Below are 18,957 nucleotides of genomic sequence, written 5' to 3'. Positions count from 1 at the left end.
TCCGGGAATTTTGAGCGCATCCAAATAAGTTCCTTCGGGAACTCAGGGCCGGCAGTGTTGGTAGCACTTCCGGTTTTTTTTGGGGCTTAATGAATACGGTTTTACGATCTCATACTTTCGCGTTTTATTTATTGATTCAAAACAATGATTTTACGTCCTTCAATGGAAGTTTTGATCTTGCTCAAAGCCAGTATTTTCAATACGCCCGATACATTTTCACTCCGGGCAATTTTACCAACGAATACATCATCACTGATCCTGCCACGATACTCTACTTCCACATTGTACCAACGGGCTACCTGCCGCATAATGGTTTGAATATCTACCCGGTCGAACTTAAAGTAGCCATTCTTCCATGCAACCGCTTCTTCCAAATCGGCCGATTGAACACGGATGGGCTCTTTTGACCCGGTGACGACTGACTGTTGACCGGGCACCAATACTTTCGATGAGGTTGCTTTATTTTTTACGCCCCCGGTACAGTTTACTTTTACGCTGCCTTCCAACAGCGTGGTTTTTGCAGCAGGTTCATCAGGGTAGGTATTCACATTAAAATGCGTTCCCAGCACTTCTACCACCTGGTTTTTCGAAATCACTTTAAACGGATGACGTTTGTCCCTGGCCACTTCGAAGTAAGCTTCGCCGGTGATCTGTACTTCTCTGGCTGCGGCGGTAAAAGAGGTAGGAAACGTAATGGAGGAAGCCGCATTAAGCCACACATTAGTTCCATCAGATAAGGTGAGCTGGTACTGGCCGCCATTGGGTGTGGTAATTGTGTTGATGGCCATTGCCGCGCTTTTTTCATTCTCAGTATACACAACGTGGCCGTCGGCGGTCTTTTTTACCAGTGTTCCCTGCTGTTGCGAAATAACACCGTTCGCTTTATCATCGAGTGCGATCACAGATCCGTCGGCCAGTGTAAGCATGGCCTGGTTGCGGCCCGGGGCAATATCATTTACAGTGGGTGCAGCCGGTAGGTCGTTTACTGCAGCAACGCTTTGGACGGCAGGCTGGCGAAGGTTGTATAATACGGCGCCTATGGCAACAATTAACAGCACAGATGCTGCAGCCAACCATTTGAAACGAACGTTGATATACCGGACGGGTGAAGCTGGTTTACCGGTTATCTTTTCATTTATACCGGCACGGATGTCTTCCTTCAACGCCTTTACTTCTGCAGCAGCTTTGGAGGCAATCACATCTTCCTCCACTTCAAACAGATCATAATAAGCGAGTAAAAATTCAACTTCCTCCCTGGTGGCAGTCCCAAGACGGTACTTTTTCAGAATTTCGAGCAAATCTTTTTTATCCATGCTGGCGATAGGTTCTATATAATATAGACCGCCGAAAAAGAAAAAGCCCCACGCAACAGGAACTTTTTTTAAGAAGCATAAAGATGAAGCTGGTAAACAAAATAAACGGCGCCGAGTAGTTCGCGCAAAGTCAGCAGGCTCCTGCCTAACTGGTTTTGCACGGTTTTCCGGCTTACGTTGAGCTGTTCGGCAATTTCTGCTGTCGACAGTTCCTGCTGGTAACGCATCCGGAAGATCTGTTGCTGGGATGGGGTGAGCGTATTGATAAGGTTCTCGTATTTGACCATAAATTCTTTGCGCAACACAGCTGCATCGGCCCCTTCCCGCGCTGCCTGCTGCAGCAATTCGGGAATTGGTTTAATGCGCTGTTCCTTTTCCATCCATTTAAGCACATTGTTACGAACAGCGGTGTACAGGTAAGAAGCGAGGTTTTCAATATTCAGCTCATGCCTTCTGTGCCAGAGCTGCAGGAAAATATCCTGTGTTATATCCTTGGCATAACTGGTATCCTTCAGGCGTTTGTAAGCGGCAGAATAAACAAGTGCCCAGTACTTTTCGTACAGGGAATCGAACGCCGTCACATCGTCGTTTCGCAACTGCTGCAACAGCATCCTGTCATTTGTTCTCTGTTCATGCAAATCTGCCATAGCGTGAAGATCAAATGTAGAAAAAAAATCCTGCATTGCATCTTCACTGCAGCAAATGAAAGTAAGGCCGGTGCAGAAAGCAATTACATGGCAGCATGAAAATCATCTCATTTTGGCAATATCGGATTGTAACGAAGCTGTTCGATCATATTTTTTCTTACTGCGCTCATACCGCAACAAAGCTTCCAGAAAATAATAATCGGCATAAATAAGCGGCACATCAATTTCGCGGTTGCTTGGTAAATTGCCGGTACTGTGCTTCAGTAAAAAATACTTGTTGGCCGCTCCCCTGTTCAGATATGCATCGCTGCCCAACGATCGCAAGATCGCAACAGCGGCGTCATAATAACGCCTGCTTTTCTTCCCGCTTACGAATGTACTCAACTCTATCAACGCCGAACTGGCAATGGCAGCGGCCGATGCATCCCTCGGGGTTTCGGTGAACCGGGCGGGGTCGAATTCCCAATCGGGTGTAAAGCCCGGTTCGCCTGCATTAAAATCCCAATAAGGAATTTTATCCTTTGGCAGGTTTTTGTGTTGCAGAAAGAGATCGGCCATTCCTGTAGCCGTTTTCAGAAACCGTTTATCACCGGTTTCCCTGTAGGTCATCGTGAAGCCATAAATACCCCAGGCCTGCCCCCTTGCCCAGGTTGATTCATCTGAAAACCCCTGCAACGTTTGTTTATGCAACACAGCCCCTGTTTTGGGATCATAATTTACTACGTGATAAGAACTGAGATCTTTACGCAGATGATGCTGCATGGTTTTTCCGGCATGGCTGATAGCAATTTGACGGTACTTCGGATCGTTGCTTACCCGGCTGGCATAAAAAAGTAATTCCAGGTTCATCATATTATCCATGATCACCGGGTATTCCCAGGTATTTTTATCTCCTTTCGACTTTCGTTTGTTCCAGCTTTGTATACAGCCAACCACGGGCGAGTACCGTTTAGTAAGCGATTCAGCCGACTGCAGCAATATTTTCCGATAAGCGGCATTGTGCTGAAAACGGATGGCATTGCCATAACTGCAATACATCATAAACCCGATATCGTGATGGTTCGTATTGAATTGATTGGCTTCCAGCGATCCTGTCCATGCCGTAGCGGCGCGCTTCCAGCTGGTATCCTTTGTATATTCGAACATATACCACAGGATGCCCGGCCAGAAACCGCCTGTCCATTCATCGATGCCATAATATTTGATTGAATCGGGCGCGTACAGCGAATGCGGGTACAAAGCAAAACTGCCTGATGTTTTATGCAGCAGGTTGCGGTAAAGCGGTTCGGCAGCGTCAAAGCTTCGTTTCACAAAATTGTCATCGGGCTGCTGCGAAAAGCAGGAAACAACCGGTACGGTCAGTAAATACGACACGTACATCAATCGTTTAAAAAAATTCATTGGCTGGCTTTTGTGATAAATAAGTATTCCTGTAAACTAAGACCGTCGGGAGCAAAAAAATCCCACACCAGCCGGTTATTTTTTTGAAGCGCCTCCCCGTTACGCCTCCAACCTTATAGTTTTTACCTATAGAACTATAGATTTAATCGATTATCCTTATTACCTCAAAAGCCTACCTTTACCACCCTGCGCAACCACCTGTGCAGGAATGTGTTCAATTAATACCATAAACAACTTTATAAAATGGAAAAAGATTCAAAAGACATCAGTAAATGCCCCTTTCACAATGGCAGCTTAAAACAAAATACAGGCGGTGGCGGTACAAGAAACCGCGACTGGTGGCCTAACCAGTTAAAGGTGAGCATCCTTCGCCAGCATTCTGAAAAATCGAACCCCATGGGTGATTTCAATTATGCCGAAGCATTCAAAAGCCTCGACCTGGAAGCTGTTAAAAAAGACCTGCATGCGCTTATGACCGATTCACAGGATTGGTGGCCGGCAGACTTCGGGCATTACGGACCACTGTTCATTCGCATGGCATGGCATAGCGCGGGTACGTATCGCGTATTCGACGGCCGTGGCGGCGGTGGTTCAGGTCAACAACGGTTTGCCCCGCTCAACAGCTGGCCCGATAACGTAAGCCTCGATAAAGCGCGCAGGCTGTTGTGGCCCATAAAACAAAAATACGGTAACAAAATATCCTGGGCCGATCTGATGATCCTTACCGGTAATGTGGCGCTGGAATCGATGGGTTTTAAAACCTTTGGTTTTGCCGGTGGCCGGCCCGATGTATGGGAACCGGATGAGGATGTGTACTGGGGTTCGGAAAATGCCTGGCTCGGTGGCGACGTCCGTTACGCGCATGGTTCGCCCGGCGTTCCAAAAGAACATGGCGTAGTATCCTCCGACGACGATGCAGACGGCCAGATCCATACACGCAACCTCGAAAAACCGCTTGCTGCCGTTCAAATGGGTTTGATCTATGTAAACCCCGAAGGGCCTGATGGGAACCCTGACCCGATTGCTGCCGCAAAAGATATTCGCGATACATTCGGCCGCATGGCCATGAACGATGAAGAAACGGTTGCATTGATCGCAGGCGGTCATAGTTTTGGTAAAACCCATGGCGCTGCTCCTGCTACCAACGTTGGCAAAGAGCCTGAAGCGGCTGAGATCGAACTGCAGGGCCTTGGCTGGAGCAATAGCTTCGGCTCGGGCAAAGGCGCCGATACCATTACGAGCGGCCTTGAAGTTACCTGGACAAAAACGCCCACCAAATGGAGTAATAACTTCTTTGAGAACCTGTTTGCTTTTGAATGGGAACTTACGAAGAGCCCGGCCGGCGCCCATCAGTGGGTAGCTAAAAATGCAGAAGGCATTATTCCTGATGCATACGATAGTGGTAAAAAACATTTGCCCACCATGCTTACCACCGATCTTTCTTTACGGTTCGATCCGGTGTATGAAAAAATATCAAGACGCTTTTTGGAGAATCCCGATGCATTTGCAGATGCATTTGCGCGGGCATGGTTCAAATTAACGCATCGCGATATGGGACCACGCGCCCGTTACCTGGGCCCCGAAGTTCCGGCAGAAGAACTGCTTTGGCAGGACCCCATTCCTGCAGTTGATCATCCGTTGATCGATGCCAATGATATTACAGCGCTGAAGGCAACAATACTGGCATCGGGCCTCAGCGTTCCGGAACTGGTTTCCACAGCCTGGGCTTCCGCTTCCACTTTCCGTGGTTCCGACAAACGCGGCGGCGCCAATGGCGCGCGTATCCGCCTCGCACCGCAAAAAGACTGGGCGGTCAATAACCCGGCGCAACTGCAAAAAGTATTGGGCAAACTCGAAAGCATTCAAAAAGAATTCAACGGAGCACAACAGGGCGGTAAAAAAGTATCCATCGCCGACCTCATTGTACTGGCAGGCGCTGCCGCCATTGAAAAAGCGGCAAAAGATGCGGGCCATAACATCACGGTTCCGTTTACCCCTGGCCGTATGGATGCTGCACAGGAAAAAACCGATGTTGAATCAGTTGGTTACCTCGAACCGGTCGGTGATGGCTTCCGTAATTACCGCGTTGCCAGATTCCCGGTTTCAACCGAAGCGCTACTGATCGACAAAGCGCACCTGCTCACCCTTACCGCACCCGAGTTGACCGTACTGGTTGGCGGTATGCGCGTATTGAACACCAATTTCGACGGTTCAAAAAATGGTGTATTCACCGCACGCCCAGGTGTGCTTACAAACGATTTCTTTGTAAACCTGCTCGATATGAACACCGCATGGAAAGCTGTTTCTGAAGATAAAGAACTGTACATCGGCAGCGACCGCAAAAGCGGTCAGCCCAAATGGACAGCCACCCGCGCCGATCTGGTGTTTGGTTCCAACTCGGAACTGAGGGCCATTGCCGAAGTATACGGAAGCTCGGATGCCAAAGAAAAATTCGTCAATGACTTTGTAGCCGCCTGGAATAAAGTGATGCATCTCGACCGATTCGATCTTAACTGATAAAAGAACCCGTCATAAAAAAATGGTGAGCTCCGCTGAAAAAAGGAGCTCACCATTTTCATTTATACCAGGTGAGGCAATGCACAAATGTTCTACCTGGGGTCAAAACTTTTCTTCCCGTATCGTCATTGAACGTTCTGCAGCGTATAATCACGTAACATTCCGGTAATACCGGTTGAAAATACTTCCGGCAAAGAACCGGTGCTTTACGCTCAACTATAAGATCAGGTTGCTTTATGCGCATCATTTCTTAGACAACCGGTCTTTCTCCATCTATTTATCTACATAAACGCGCAAAATATATTTAGCCGGGCACAGTTGCACGCCATTTGCATATAACAGTGACGGTTATACCGCATTAGGTTTTTCTTTAATAAAATCAAGTTAAACACGCTATGAGAATCCCACCACATGTAGGGCAACGATCATTTTGCCGTACATATTTATTCACTACGCTGCTGGTGTTGCTATCAGCTTTTTTTTCACCGGTTATTGCACAGTTACCGCCCGGCTTCTTTCAAAGAAAGCTTACCGGCGATGTTATCAATGAGGCAACAGCCATGGTGCATGCGCCAGACGGAAGAATATTTATTGCAGAACGCTCCGGCGCGGTAAAAGTATTTCAGAATGGTACGGTATCAACAGTGCATACCGTTGCAACCGTAACCGCCGCCGAACAGGGTTTATTAGGCATAACCCTGCATCCTGATTTTGCAACAAACGGTAAATGTTACCTTTTTTATACAAAGGCCGACATGACGGTGCATTACCTCGATTACATAGTTATCACGCCGGCCAACCAGGTAAGTTCCGTTACGCATGTGATGGAGTTCGATCCCATTCTGAATGGTTTTCACAACGGCGGGGCATTGCTTTTTAAACAGGGCTTTCTTTATGTGGCCATTGGTGAAAGTAATCAACCCGCGCAGGCCATTATGCCCGATACCTATCGCGGCAAAATTTTGCGGCTGACAGAAAATGGCGATCCCGCCCCCGGCAATCCGTATTACAATGAAGCGGGCGCCACCCGGCAAAAGCGAAGCATGTGGGCCATGGGGATGCGGAATCCCTGGAAGATGAGCCTCGACCCGGTATCGGGTAAGATCTTTGTTGTAAATGTGGGCGGCAACTATGAAGAGATAGACGATGTTACCAATCCCGATGCCACCAAAAACTACAACTATGGCTGGGACCAGAACGGCCGTTCGGGCCCTGAGCAACCGGCCAATACCATTACAGCGGCATTTTACTATGGCCATCCCAATTGGGGCTGCGCCATTACTTCGGGGGTCTTCTTCAATCCCACCGCCACCAATTACCCGGCTGCATATCGCAACCGCTTTTATTTTTCCGACTGGTGTAACGACTGGTTCAGAAGTGTCGATGCCACCAACCCCGGCAATGGGCATACTGAATTTTCAGCTACCGGTTTCGGTTCCGTGCTGGGAACAAGCGTAGGCCTGGATGGAAATATTTATTACATTCTGTATAACAACACCGGCAGCTTATGGCGGGTTGAATACGATAACAGGGATGCGCCGGTTATCATCAACCACCCGGTTAGTCAAACCATCGTTACCGGCGACCCGGTAACGTTTAGTGTTTCTGCCAATGGCGCCGTTCCCTTCCAGTATCAATGGCAATTCAACGGCGTGGATATTCCGGGCGCCAACGCCGGCACCTACACGATAAACGCGGTAGCGGCAGGCGATGCAGGTAATTACCGTTGTGTAGTTACCAATGTGAACGGCACGGCAACCAGCAACAACGCAACACTTACCGTGCTGCCTTTCAATGCCAGACCAGCAGTGCAGATCACTTCGCCATCAAATACCTTAACCTGGAATGCGCTTGACCAGGTAACGTTCTCCGGAACGGCAACAGATGCTGAAGACGGCGTTCTGCCTGCTTCTGCCTATACATGGGAAATACGGTTCTTTCACCGGGAAAACGCCACCAGCGAACACTGGCACCCCGGACCAACCGTACCATCGGGTATAACGAACGGCACATTCATTGCCGACAATGGCGGCGAACAGTCGCACAACGTATGGTTCCGCATCATACTAACCGTAACCGACAGTGATGGCCGCGTTGGCATCGATTCGGTAGATATACAGCCAAATAAAGTAGAACTGACGGCCGCAGCCAACATACCGGGTTTGAGACTGGTATTGGGCGGCGAAGCCGTAGCGCCATTTTCAAGAACATGGGTTGCCAACGGTTCGCTTACACTGGAAGCGCCGGGCCCGCAGGTGCTGAACAATAACGTGTACGCTTTTGCTTCCTGGGCGCATGGCGGAGCCGCTGCCCAAACACTTCGCGCGCCGTTGGTAAATACAACCTTTACCGCAACTTATACGCTGAGCGGTTCGTTACAGAATCCTTATTACGGTACGCCGATGAATATTCCCGGCAAGGTAGAAATAGAAGACTTCGACAGAGGCGGAGAAGGCATTGCCTATCATGAAACATCTGTTGGCAATGCAGGCAATGAATACCGTACAACAGAAGATGTTGACCTGCAGAACTGCGCAGAAGGCACTTATAATATTGGCTGGGTTTCAAATGGAGAATGGCTGGAATATACATTGAATGCTACAACCAGCGCAGCCTACATGGTTTATGTAAGAGTGGCCGCTCCCGGTACAGGCCGCCGTTTTCATATAGAGATGGATGGCGTGGATGTTTCGGGCAGCATCAATGTGCCCAATACCGGTGGTTTCCAGGTATGGCAGTCTCTGACCGTACCACTGGGTAATATCTCCGGCGGCGTACACGTATTCCGTTTTGTTTTTGAAGCCAACGATCTTAATGTAAACTACCTCGATTTCCAGCTGGCCGCGGTATTGCCGGTGCAGATCGTTTCATTCGATGCGCAGCAAACAGCATCAAAAGATGTACTGCTTACCTGGAATGTTGCCAGCCAGTCGGGTATCATAAAATATGAAGTTGAACGCAGCACCGATGGAAAGCGCTTTGCGACGATCGGTACTGTAACCGCCAACGGGCAGGAAAATTATAGCTATCGCTACGACGACAGGTCACCTGCCGGTGACAGGTTTTATTACCGCCTGAAGATCGTTGAGCCCGACAGAACCACCTATTCAAAAACAGCAGAGTTGAATTACCGGCCAACCGCCGAAGCTGCCCGCTTGTACCCGCAGCCGGCTACCAGCACGGTAATAGTAGAATTGAACAATAAGCAGTTATTAAATACCATGGCAACACTGGTCGACAACCAGGGCCGCGTATTGAAACAGATCAAACTAACGCAGCCTCGTCAGCCGATAAACGTATCGGCATTAAAACCAGGCACGTATTATTTGCGATTGAATAATAAAGAGTCATTAAAACTGGTAAAAGCCAATCGATAACAAGAGTAGGTCAACTATCAAAGTTGCTCACCCTTTTTCATGCAAACTGGTGCATATAAAAAAAGCCCTCCGTGTTCCGGGGGGCTTTTTGTCAGATCGTGTTTCGCCGCAAAGCGAGTACGAATTATTTTCTAAAGCTTAAGAGAACATGCAGTGACGTTTTTTGTGTTCCTTTTTCTGCTCTGTTTTCTGTTCCTGTTTTACAGGCGCTTTTTCCTTTTGCGTTCTGTCTGTGCGGGTTAATCTGGCAAATGCAACCGCGCCAATAAAGGCAATGAGTATAACAACAACCACAATTCTTTTCATAACCTGGAATTTTAATGTACATAAGTTACGAAATTCATTACAGGTTCTGGCGTTTTTTTGATGGGTGGTGTAATTGTGAGCATTAAACCTTTCCTGAAGCGCTCCGCTTTCCCTCTATATTTGGCAGAAAACCTGTTATAATCCCTATCAGCGGCAGAAATGCACAAACCTTGAAAACATAACCCACGCTGGTGATATCTGCCAGCTTTCCCAATACTGCCGAACCCAGGCCGCCCATACCAAAGGCAAAACCAAAGAACAGCCCGGCGATCATTCCCACTTTACCAGGTACGAGCTCGGTGGCATATACCAGGATCGCAGAGAAGGCCGATGCGATGATGACGCCGATGATCACAGAAAGCACGCCGCACCAGAACAGGTTGGCATATGGCAGCAACAGCGTGAACGGCGCTGCGCCAAGGATCGAGATCCATATAATGTACTTTCTTCCAAACCGGTCACCGAGCGGTCCGCCTATCAATGTGCCAGCAGCTACCGCTGCCAGGAAAATAAACAGGTGGATCTGCGATTGCTGTACCGATACATGGAATTTATCAATGAGATAGAACGTAAAATAACTGCTCATGCTGGCCATGTAAAAGTACTTTGAAAAGATCAGTACAAGCAGGATAGCCAGGGAAGTGATCACCCTCGATTTCGGCAGGGCATTATGCATCACGGTTGCGGCTACTGACTTACTTTTCATTTTCCAGTCGAGATGACCTTTATACCAGGTTCCTACCCTTACAAGCACAATTATACCCAATATGGCTGCGAGTGCGAACCAGATAATATAGAACTGTCCGTGCGGAACAACGATCAGCGCCGCCAGTAATGGGCCAATGGCGCTGCCGGCATTGCCGCCTAACTGAAAGATCGATTGGGCCAGTCCCTTTTTACCACCGGAAGCGAGGTGCGCAACCCGCGACGACTCCGGATGAAAAACAGAGGAACCCATACCGATAAGACTAACGGAAACAAGTATGGCAATAAAGCTCGAAGCCAGTGATAATGAAAGAAGTCCTGTCAGCGTAAAACCCATTCCGATAGCCAGCGAATACGGGCGTGGTGTTTTGTCGGTATAATGCCCAACAAATGGTTGCAGCAATGAAGCGGTTAGCTGAAAGGTAAAAGTGATCAGGCCGATCTCGGTAAACGACAAATGAAAATTCTGCTTCAGCAGCGGGTAAATAGCCGGGATCACCGACTGCAGCATATCGTTTAACAGGTGCGTAAAGCTGATCGTAAACAGAATGGAATACACGGTTGTCTGGGCAACTGCTTTGGGGTCAATTACTGCGGAGGAACTGGTTGTCTTCATAAATCAGATCATCTCATGTTTAATAATAAAAATTTTACCGGGCAGTATATCCTATAATTATTGCGGCCGTGTTCCAGGCCTTTTTCGCATCGCATGTTTCGATGCTTTTCAGCAATTGTTCATGCAGGTCCTGTGTTTCCCTGAAATCAGTAGTGTTTTGTATATGGAGAGAAACCAACTGTTAATTTGTACAGTATTTCCGAAGGCAATCTGGTTGTAACTGCGCGGCTACTTCATCTGCCAGCGAATGGCGTGGAATTAAGCTACTCGTCATATCATCTGACGATTGCAAAGATAAACAGCCGGGGCTTATTCGAAAAAAATTATTTACGGTGACGATATAATGGTGACACCCCCTTTTTTTCGATAATTTTGTGCAGCTTTTTTATACCGGAAATGGAAATAACAACAGAAGTACTCAACCTCCGTCCTTACCTGTTCACAATAGCATACAATATGCTTGGCGAAGTGCAGGAAGCCGAGGATATCGTTCAGGACATTTATGAGAAATGGATAACCACTGAAAATGTAAGGGAGCCCAAGGCCTATCTGGGACGCATGATCGTCAACAAAACAATAAAACGGCTCGATGAATTGAAAATGCTGCGGTCGGCCTATACCGGTACATGGCTGCCTGAACCACTTATTACCTTCGAAGCAACTGATTCACCGGGCATAGAATACGGTTTACTTTTTCTGCTTGAACGGCTTAACCCGGTGGAACGGGCTGTTTTTATTTTACGTGAAAGCTTTTCAGCGGATTACGGCTATATAGCAGAGATGACCGGACTTTCACCTGATAACTGCCGCCAGATCCTGCACCGCTCCCACGATAAACTCGGCCGTAGCAAAAGTATTCCGGTCAACCCGGCAAAATGTAATGAACTGATTGAAGCATTCCTGTTTTCAGTGTTGAACCAGGACCGGTCTTCACTGGAAAAAGTGCTCCGCAGCGATATTGAGCTCTACAGCGACGGCGGAGGTAAACGCAGTGCCGCCCTTAAACCGCTTGTTGGTTTCGATAAAGTTCAGAAGTTTTTCTTTGGCATAATGCAGCTTCCCGAAAACCAGGGCGACGTATATGAATTTACACCCGCCTTTGTAAACGGAGTACCAGCGGTGCTGATACTCCGTAGGGCCGATAAAGAATTGGATTCCATCCAGTATTTCGAATGGGATAATAATGTTATTACCCGTTTACTGCTGGTTCGAAATCCTGATAAACTAAAGATCAGGAAAGCGTCATAACGCCTTCTGCCGTTTTCTCATTTTGGCAATATCACAGAACATATCTGAATGAACGTTCAGGCCTATGTTGCCTATATTATAATAGAATTCAGTAGCTGTTATCCAGATGATCTCACAAATAGATCTTTCATCGTAATGTTTTGCCAGCTCCTCAAATAATTCCCTTTCCATTTTCCGGTCACGGGCCAGGCGGGTAACGAAATTCAACAACACTTTTTCCTTTTCAGAAAAGCGGGTGCTGGTTTCATATTCATGTAACTCGTCGAATTTCGCCTGGTCCATAGAGGAGGCTATCGTTTTAGACCGGCCGATATCGATACAAAAAAGGCAAACATTGATCTCCGCCACTTTTTGCCGCACAAGCATAACCGTTTCTGCCGGCAACTGTAATTTATTGTCCAGTTGATTGATCTTTCCGGAAAAGGCGGCAAAGCTAATGGGCATGCGGGCAGCCATCACCTTTAAAGGGGTCATCACCTTGCCGAATTTCTTTTTGGAATAGAAATAAAGAAATCTTCCGAGTAAGCCTTTTGGCTTTTCAACAGGGGTAAGAAATGGTGTCTCCATATACATAAAATTTGTTCTTACCTATGATCCGGACTTATTCGTTTTGTGACAGCAACCGGGAAGAAAAATGTAAATAATTTTTCAAGCACCGCTTATCTTCTGATTTACATCAGTTTACCCGCCCTGCTTCTGCGTCGATACCGGTTCTTCTTTCTTTATTGCCGGCAGCTTTTCCAAACCGGTAGCTGAAAGTGAGATCAAACCGTTGGGTGTCGAACTCAAGGTAGTAACGCACCTGTGCGTATGGGATAATGATCTCTCTTTTTAATTTCCAGGTATGAAAAATATCCCTGGCTGCCAGATTGAGTGTTGCCCTTTCATTGATCTTTTTTGCACACCGGCATGCATTTGCCATATCGGCCGAAGCGCCCCGGCCGGGACCTTTAGTTTAGCATTATGATGATCTTAAGCAACGGGTTTCAAGGTCAAGGTGACTTTTACAATTATTTACACAGTTTACATCTTAATTTACAATCCTGCTCCTTTAAACTGAAAGGATTAAAGTAGGTTCGCTGTATCCTCTTTAATAGGATATGAAAAATAAAGGAACCGTTTTGAACAGCCTGCTCATCATGCTTTGTTTCTGTTCACGATAATTAAATAGAAAAATTATGAAATGCGTACACGTATATGCGTTGTTTCTAGTGTTTGTTGTTCACACTTCCTGTCGACAAAAACAAACAAACGTACCACAAGATAATATCAGGCACCATAGAACAGGATTATCCGAGTCTCAACTTAAAGAGGCTGCCACCTCCAAAGTGCCTATGAGTATGGTTAGGAATGTAAGGCAGGCCAAAAACGGAGACATTTTAGTTGCTTCTTACATAGGCGTGTATCGGTACGATGGAAAATCGTTTACCAATATAACAAGTACAATACAGTGGCCGACCTTCTGGGATGTGCTGGAAGATCGAAATGGAAATTTATGGTTCGCTTCCCAGGATTCAGGTGTTTATTTTTACAATGCCCGCCTGAATGACAAATTCGCGCAGGGTAAATCCCTGCCTGGCGCACAGGCAGGCTTCCAGCATTTTACAATAAAGGATGGACTTGCCGGTAATTCAGCGCTGCATATTTATGAAGACAGAGCCGGTAACATTTGGTTCGGAGCAAGCCGTTACGATGGGAAATCTTTTCGAAATTTTACCACAAAAGATGGATTTCCCAGTAACAGTATTCGTTTACTCCTTGAAGACAAAACCGGCAGGCTTTGGTTTGGTGCACAAGGAGAAAATATGTTCGTTTATGATGGAAAAACATTTACCGTTTTAAAAAACAAAGATGGCAAGGCGTTTAAAAATGTTTGGTCAATAATCGAAGATAAAAAAGGATGCATTTGGTTCGGTGATAATAATGGACTTTGGCGTTATAACGGCAAAACCTTTACTAAAGTTTCGCAGAAGGGGGCTTATGCAATAATCGAAGATAAAAAGGGAAACATCTGGACTACAGGGGCAGATGAGCCTCCTGGAGCTGGGCAGGTCTGGTCAGTTTCCCGTTATGATGCAAAATCCTTGTACAGTAAAAAGCCAACTGTAACCGAAATTAAGTCAGGACCACCAGCTTTTTTGGGGCTTTTGGAAGCTAACGATGGCAGTATTTGGTTTGGATCTCTGAACGGAGTATATCGTTATGATGGAAAGACCATCACGGACTTTAAAAGTGCTGCCGGTCAGAAATAATGTGTATAGCCCTTTTTTAAGATGGAATTATGCTTCAGGCGGTACTTTTGTTTTTGACGTAGATTACGCTCTGTAAATTTCATGTTCCATCATTATTTTTTGTTCGCCGCCTTCTCCGCTTTTACCTTATCTACATACGCTTTATACAATTGCCGCCAGTTACGGCCATTGTTGTTCAGGTGTTGTTCGCATTTTGTTTTATAGATCTCGAAAATGGCGGAGATCTGTTTCATGCTTTTATAATCGATCGCCTGCTCGCGGGCCTGTTTAAGATATTCCAGAATTTTGGCTTCCTCTTCAGGTTTCAGGTCGGGAACAATAGCATTATAACCCTTAAGTGTAAATGCCACTTTGCCAATGGTGTATTGATCAAGAATAAACTCCACCTGTTCAGGCGTCAGCTCTTTTTTCAATGCATCCATCAGGTCTTTATGAATGGAAGCCGGCATGGCTGAATTGGCAATGATCTGCCGGTCGAGCTCGGAAAGTTTATTTCCGGTAGCGGGATTGATCCCGGCCGGAACAGTTGTAAACGGATGCTCGTTGTTCCAGTCGCGAATGGCATTTAAATGAATACCGATCACCGTGGCTACCCGCTTTTCCTTTTCCGTATCTGCCAGTTTCAGACCGGCCGCCCATTCGGTTGCTTTTTTCACTGATTCAGCATTTGACCTTTCGATGGCCGCTGCGGTTTTGGCGTTATCGGCCTGGGCCTGGGCCGCTACGGAAATAATAAACGACAGCGCAACAATTAATGGCAAATTTGTCTTCATGGTAAGTTAATTAAACAAAGGATTAAAACTAAGACCAATAATTACACAAGACAGTTGCAAAGCTGAAATGTCTTTTTTACAATATTTGGTACCGGCTCCAACTCCCCGGAGAAAGGAGTCGATTTCGACCCCTTTGCTCCCCGGGATTGTGCAGTTTTTATCAATTCCCGTACATTTGATTTTTGCAAACCCGCTGGTAATATGAAGAAGGATGAAATAAAAACCCTGTCGGCTTTTTATAAAAGCATTTCCGCCAACATTCCCGAGGGGATCGATAAGGCCGTAGGGCACTTCAATGTGTTTAAGATCGATGAGTACCTTGCCGGTATTCGCGCTCAAAAAGGCGTTATGCCCTATAACCGGCGCAATTATTATAAGATCAGTCTTATTAACGGGCGCAACCATGTGGAGTATGCCGACAAGGTGATCAATATTGAAAAAAGCGCCCTGCTGTTCGGCACGCCCCGCATTCCCTATCATTACGTACCGCAGGACGAAAAGCAGATGGGTTACTTCTGCATATTTACCGACTCTTATTTTTCTTCTGCTAAAAACGGCGTCGTGCTCGACGAGTTGCCCATTTATAAACCTGGCGGTTTTCCGGTATTTCAACTCACCGATGACGACTATGAAGAAATAGCCGCCATTTTCCGTAAGATGGCAAAAGAGCTGGCTTCAGACTACGTTTATAAATACGATCTGCTGCGAAATTATCTTATGGAACTGATCCATTACGGACAAAAGCTGCAACCCGCTTCTACCCTGCCAACGCAGCACAAAGCGGTTGACCGCGTCACTTCCATATTTATAGAACTGCTGGAAAGGCAATTTCCCATCGAGTCGCTGTTTCAGCGGCTTGAACTGCGCACCGCCAGCGATTATGCCAACCGCCTGTCGGTGCACGTGAACTATTTAAACAAGGCGTTGAAGGAATCAACCGGCAAAACCACTACAGAGATCATCGGCCAGCGGGTGTTACAGGAGGCCCGCATTCTGCTGCGTCATACCAACTGGAACATCTCACAGGTGGCCTGGGGCCTCGGATTCGAGGAAGTGGCCCACTTCAGCAACTTCTTCCGTAAACATACCGGCCTTTCCCCCAACGCTTTCCGCGAAGAACCGGACAAGGTTTGATTTTTGCAAATATTGGATTGTTGTTTACAACACCGCTGCCCGCCTGTGCCGCTACCTTTACACTTCAATTAACGAAGTAAAAAGTAAATGAACATGAAACCAAACAGTAAAATACTTGTCACCGGTGGCGCATCCGGTATCGGACTGGCCATCGTTGAACGTTTATTAAAAGACAATCACACCGTATTGGTTTGCGGCCGGCGCGAAGAGGTGCTGAAGGAACTGACCGATAAACACCCGGCGGTCATTATAAAAAAATGCGACCTGGAAAGCGCCGCGGAAAGAGAAGCCTTGTACAAATGGATAGCATCGGAGCACAGCGACCTGAATGTGCTCGTTAATAACGCCGGTATTCAACACTGGATGTCGCCTTCTGACGATAACTTCTTTACAAAGGCACAAAAGGAAATTGCCATCAATATTGAAGCGCCTTTACACCTGACCGCAATGTTTATGAAACTGCCTAAATTGGATACCGTCATGAATGTGACTTCGGGACTGGCCTTTTCGCCTTTCGCCAAAGTACCCGTGTATTCCGCAACCAAAGCGTTCTTACGGTCATTTACCCTGTCGTTAAGGTATATCCTCAAAGACAGCAATATTAAAATTGTAGAGATCGTTCCGCCGGCATTGAAGACCGACCTGGGAGGAAAAGGTTTGCACGATCATGCACCCGAAGTAGGCCCCTTTGTGGAGAGCATTTTTGAACAACTGGAACAGGGCAAAACCGAACTTACCTATGGAATGAGTGAGCACCGGGCTAACATAGGCGCCGAAGAATTGAAAAAGGAGTTTGCGAAACTGCACCCGTAAAGTTCGATCTGCTAAAAATATAAGGCATCTGTAGTGAAAATTTTCAGATGTCTTATATTTTTGATCTTTTATAGGAGTCATTATCCATGTCACCATCACTTCAACTACAACATATCGAAAGGCCGGGTTATACCATCAACCTGTTTGTACCCGATGCACAGGAAGTGCAAAACGATTACTTCCGGCAAAAACAGGTACATACAGACGTGCCTTTTCCGCACTGGACAAAACTATGGCCTGCCGCGCTGGCACTTGCCGATTATATACAGCAGCATCCTGAACTGGTGCAGGGCAAACATGTGCTGGAACTGGCGGCCGGTCTGGGCCTCCCCTCCTTCGTGGCCGCACACTATGCAAAAACAGTTTGCTGCAGCGATTACCTCGAAGCGGCGGTTACATGTATGAACGCGTCTGCTAAACATTTGCAGCTATCAAATATTACCTGCCGGCTGCTTAACTGGAACCAGCTGCCTGCCGGTCTTACCGCAGATGTTTTGTTGTTAAGTGATATCAATTACGATCCAGAGCAGTTCAACCAGCTCTATGAGGTCTTACATCAATTTATTCAACAAGGCACTGCCATTCTCCTCACCACACCCCAGCGGCTGATGGCCAGGCCCTTTATTGAAAAACTGCAGCCCTGGTGCAAACAGCAATTTGAAATGCACGTGGTACATCAACAGCAGCATACGGCAGTCAGCCTTTTATATCTCAGCATATAAAAAAAATAAAAATCTAATCTTTTTTTAATTTTCTTTAAACCTGCTGAACAATCATTCAATCTCCGGCGTTACTTCCTCGTTAACATTTGATCTGGCATTCCCGCCATATTAATATGAAAGGAATACCATCAATTTAATACTGCTATGATTTCAACACTGATCTGTAGTATATTATTATATACACATAACCTTTCTATGCCCTCTTCATACACTTTAAACCTTTCGTATGAAGAGCGTTAGTCCCATTCATCTGCGTACCATTAAGGAGATGAATGACCTCACCGGTCAGTCATGGCATCTTGATGGCCTCCGGGTATTTATAAAAAAGCCCGATCCCGATAAGATCCACTTTTCACAGCCCTTTCGTACAGACTCCTATTGGGTATTGCTTGTTACGCATGACGCTATGAGTATTCACCTGAATGGAGAGGAACAAATTGTAAAAGAAAATGACCTGTTGATCATTCCCCCGCATGTTATACGCCAGGCCGACGATGTAGAGGATACCTGTAAAGCAGCCTGCGTGGCATTTACGCCCGACTTCCTGTTAGGCACCGGACTTTCACAAAGGTATATCGATCTTTTCGATTTCCTTTTTAACAGTGGAAGCATGCACATTCAACTGGGCAGCGATGATGCGGCGCGGCTCATGACAGTTATTTCCATGCTGCGCGAAAAGAACTTCGCCGAAGGCGATCATCCTTTTACCGCAGAAGTGGTACGTCACTTCTTCAATGTGTTCCAGTTTGAACTGGCCGGTCTTTACCACAAATATTCAAATCAGAAAAAAGCGGTACACGATCATAAAGAAGAGCTGCTTTGGCGCTTCCTTGCATTGCTTTCGAAACATGTTAAATCGGAACGCAGCCTGCAATTTTATGCCAACAGGTTATTCGTAACGCCCAAATACCTCACCCAAACGGTAAAAAAATTGTCGGGCAAAACAGCCGGCGAATACATCGATGAGCTGGTGATCGTTGAAGCAAAAATTTTGTTACGCGACCCATCACTGACCATTGCACAGGTGGCAGACCTGTTGTATTTCAGCGACCAGTTCTTCTTCAGCAAATTCTTCAAACGCTACGCCGGCATCACACCATCCGACTTCAGGAAAGGTGCATAATAAACATATT

Annotated in this window: 16 protein-coding genes; 8 read left to right on the top strand and 8 right to left on the bottom strand. The window is 46.6% G+C overall.

All coding sequences use genetic code 11. The features are described 5' to 3' along the window. Positions 1 to 128 precede the first annotated feature (128 nt). The 3 genes from A4R26_RS00455 to A4R26_RS00445 all read right to left on the bottom strand — a co-directional run bounded on the left by A4R26_RS00455 (position 129) and on the right by A4R26_RS00445 (position 3,361). Positions 129 to 1,313, bottom strand: coding sequence for a FecR family protein (locus A4R26_RS00455; RefSeq protein ID WP_081158531.1), 1,185 nt, complete (start codon positions 1,311 to 1,313; stop codon positions 129 to 131). A gap of 68 nt (positions 1,314 to 1,381) precedes the next feature. Then, complete coding sequence (locus tag A4R26_RS00450) at positions 1,382 to 1,960, bottom strand: RNA polymerase sigma factor (protein ID WP_107685780.1); 579 nt, start codon at positions 1,958 to 1,960, stop codon at positions 1,382 to 1,384. 102 nt (positions 1,961 to 2,062) lie between these two features. After that, entirely contained in the window at positions 2,063 to 3,361 is a 1,299-nt protein-coding gene (locus A4R26_RS00445; protein ID WP_207625651.1) for a glycoside hydrolase family 88 protein, read from the bottom strand. Between the two features lie 243 nt (positions 3,362 to 3,604). Between A4R26_RS00445 and katG the strand changes: the two genes are divergently transcribed. Next, positions 3,605 to 5,878 carry a catalase/peroxidase HPI gene (gene katG, locus A4R26_RS00440; RefSeq protein ID WP_081158525.1) on the top strand — a complete coding sequence of 758 codons (2,274 nt, stop codon included), beginning with the start codon at positions 3,605 to 3,607 and terminating at the stop codon, positions 5,876 to 5,878. Positions 5,879 to 6,273: 395 nt separating this feature from the next. Then, positions 6,274 to 9,255, top strand: a complete 2,982-nt coding sequence (locus A4R26_RS00435) for a PQQ-dependent sugar dehydrogenase (RefSeq protein WP_081158523.1) — start codon at positions 6,274 to 6,276, stop codon at positions 9,253 to 9,255. Positions 9,256 to 9,393: 138 nt separating this feature from the next. Here A4R26_RS00435 and A4R26_RS34705 read toward each other — a convergent pair whose 3' ends face one another. Together A4R26_RS34705 and A4R26_RS00430 are read right to left on the bottom strand one after the other, a co-directional pair. Beyond that, the gene (locus A4R26_RS34705; protein WP_165760107.1) at positions 9,394 to 9,561 is read right to left on the bottom strand and encodes a hypothetical protein; all 168 of its coding nucleotides are present in this window, start codon (positions 9,559 to 9,561) and stop codon (positions 9,394 to 9,396) included. 82 nt (positions 9,562 to 9,643) lie between these two features. After that, a complete protein-coding gene (locus A4R26_RS00430; protein WP_081158520.1) occupies positions 9,644 to 10,882 on the bottom strand; it encodes an MFS transporter in 1,239 nt (412 codons plus the stop codon). Between the two features lie 396 nt (positions 10,883 to 11,278). Here A4R26_RS00430 and A4R26_RS00425 point away from each other — a divergent pair, with 396 nt between their 5' ends. Further along, positions 11,279 to 12,130, top strand: a complete 852-nt coding sequence (locus A4R26_RS00425) for a sigma factor (RefSeq protein ID WP_081158517.1) — start codon at positions 11,279 to 11,281, stop codon at positions 12,128 to 12,130. On the opposite strand, the gene A4R26_RS00420 is transcribed toward A4R26_RS00425, so the two are convergent. Both A4R26_RS00420 and A4R26_RS00415 read right to left on the bottom strand, forming a co-directional pair. Continuing rightward, entirely contained in the window at positions 12,125 to 12,697 is a 573-nt protein-coding gene (locus A4R26_RS00420; RefSeq protein ID WP_081158514.1) for a carboxymuconolactone decarboxylase family protein, read from the bottom strand. The genes A4R26_RS00425 and A4R26_RS00420 overlap by 6 nt on opposite strands. A gap of 109 nt (positions 12,698 to 12,806) precedes the next feature. Continuing rightward, positions 12,807 to 13,052, bottom strand: a complete 246-nt coding sequence (locus A4R26_RS00415) for a hypothetical protein (protein ID WP_081158512.1) — start codon at positions 13,050 to 13,052, stop codon at positions 12,807 to 12,809. A gap of 256 nt (positions 13,053 to 13,308) precedes the next feature. On the opposite strand from A4R26_RS00415, the gene A4R26_RS00410 reads away from it, so the two are divergent. Next, positions 13,309 to 14,382, top strand: a complete 1,074-nt coding sequence (locus A4R26_RS00410) for a ligand-binding sensor domain-containing protein (protein ID WP_081158509.1) — start codon at positions 13,309 to 13,311, stop codon at positions 14,380 to 14,382. Positions 14,383 to 14,474: 92 nt separating this feature from the next. Here A4R26_RS00410 and A4R26_RS00405 read toward each other — a convergent pair whose 3' ends face one another. Then, positions 14,475 to 15,155 carry a DUF3826 domain-containing protein gene (locus A4R26_RS00405; protein WP_081158507.1) on the bottom strand — a complete coding sequence of 227 codons (681 nt, stop codon included), beginning with the start codon at positions 15,153 to 15,155 and terminating at the stop codon, positions 14,475 to 14,477. A gap of 201 nt (positions 15,156 to 15,356) precedes the next feature. Here A4R26_RS00405 and A4R26_RS00400 point away from each other — a divergent pair, with 201 nt between their 5' ends. From A4R26_RS00400 to A4R26_RS00385, 4 genes are all read left to right on the top strand, one after another. Then, complete coding sequence (locus A4R26_RS00400) at positions 15,357 to 16,289, top strand: helix-turn-helix domain-containing protein (protein ID WP_081158505.1); 933 nt, start codon at positions 15,357 to 15,359, stop codon at positions 16,287 to 16,289. Between the two features lie 93 nt (positions 16,290 to 16,382). Further along, a complete protein-coding gene (locus tag A4R26_RS00395; protein ID WP_207625650.1) occupies positions 16,383 to 17,102 on the top strand; it encodes an SDR family oxidoreductase in 720 nt (239 codons plus the stop codon). 86 nt (positions 17,103 to 17,188) lie between these two features. Beyond that, positions 17,189 to 17,824, top strand: a complete 636-nt coding sequence (locus tag A4R26_RS00390; RefSeq protein WP_081158501.1) for a class I SAM-dependent methyltransferase — start codon at positions 17,189 to 17,191, stop codon at positions 17,822 to 17,824. Between the two features lie 226 nt (positions 17,825 to 18,050). After that, positions 18,051 to 18,947, top strand: coding sequence for a helix-turn-helix domain-containing protein (locus A4R26_RS00385; RefSeq protein ID WP_081158499.1), 897 nt, complete (start codon positions 18,051 to 18,053; stop codon positions 18,945 to 18,947). Positions 18,948 to 18,957: the final 10 nt, after the last annotated feature.

The sequence above is a fragment of the Niastella populi genome, assembly GCF_002078015.1.
GTDB lineage: Bacteria > Bacteroidota > Bacteroidia > Chitinophagales > Chitinophagaceae > Niastella > Niastella populi.
This window is presented reverse-complemented; position numbering and strand designations above follow the sequence as displayed.

What these genes read in the sequence shown, in the direction of transcription:
- A4R26_RS00455 (WP_081158531.1), bottom strand. Translation starts at nt 1,313, where the DNA reads ATGGATAAAAAAGATTTGCTCGAAATTCTGAAAAAGTACCGTCTTGGG.
- A4R26_RS00450 (WP_107685780.1), bottom strand. Translation starts at nt 1,960, where the DNA reads ATGGCAGATTTGCATGAACAGAGAACAAATGACAGGATGCTGTTGCAG.
- A4R26_RS00445 (WP_207625651.1), bottom strand. Translation starts at nt 3,361, where the DNA reads ATGAATTTTTTTAAACGATTGATGTACGTGTCGTATTTACTGACCGTA.
- katG (WP_081158525.1), top strand. Translation starts at nt 3,605, where the DNA reads ATGGAAAAAGATTCAAAAGACATCAGTAAATGCCCCTTTCACAATGGC.
- A4R26_RS00435 (WP_081158523.1), top strand. Translation starts at nt 6,274, where the DNA reads ATGAGAATCCCACCACATGTAGGGCAACGATCATTTTGCCGTACATAT.
- A4R26_RS34705 (WP_165760107.1), bottom strand. Translation starts at nt 9,561, where the DNA reads ATGAAAAGAATTGTGGTTGTTGTTATACTCATTGCCTTTATTGGCGCG.
- A4R26_RS00430 (WP_081158520.1), bottom strand. Translation starts at nt 10,882, where the DNA reads ATGAAGACAACCAGTTCCTCCGCAGTAATTGACCCCAAAGCAGTTGCC.
- A4R26_RS00425 (WP_081158517.1), top strand. Translation starts at nt 11,279, where the DNA reads ATGGAAATAACAACAGAAGTACTCAACCTCCGTCCTTACCTGTTCACA.
- A4R26_RS00420 (WP_081158514.1), bottom strand. Translation starts at nt 12,697, where the DNA reads ATGGAGACACCATTTCTTACCCCTGTTGAAAAGCCAAAAGGCTTACTC.
- A4R26_RS00415 (WP_081158512.1), bottom strand. Translation starts at nt 13,052, where the DNA reads ATGGCAAATGCATGCCGGTGTGCAAAAAAGATCAATGAAAGGGCAACA.
- A4R26_RS00410 (WP_081158509.1), top strand. Translation starts at nt 13,309, where the DNA reads ATGAAATGCGTACACGTATATGCGTTGTTTCTAGTGTTTGTTGTTCAC.
- A4R26_RS00405 (WP_081158507.1), bottom strand. Translation starts at nt 15,155, where the DNA reads ATGAAGACAAATTTGCCATTAATTGTTGCGCTGTCGTTTATTATTTCC.
- A4R26_RS00400 (WP_081158505.1), top strand. Translation starts at nt 15,357, where the DNA reads ATGAAGAAGGATGAAATAAAAACCCTGTCGGCTTTTTATAAAAGCATT.
- A4R26_RS00395 (WP_207625650.1), top strand. Translation starts at nt 16,383, where the DNA reads ATGAAACCAAACAGTAAAATACTTGTCACCGGTGGCGCATCCGGTATC.
- A4R26_RS00390 (WP_081158501.1), top strand. Translation starts at nt 17,189, where the DNA reads ATGTCACCATCACTTCAACTACAACATATCGAAAGGCCGGGTTATACC.
- A4R26_RS00385 (WP_081158499.1), top strand. Translation starts at nt 18,051, where the DNA reads ATGAAGAGCGTTAGTCCCATTCATCTGCGTACCATTAAGGAGATGAAT.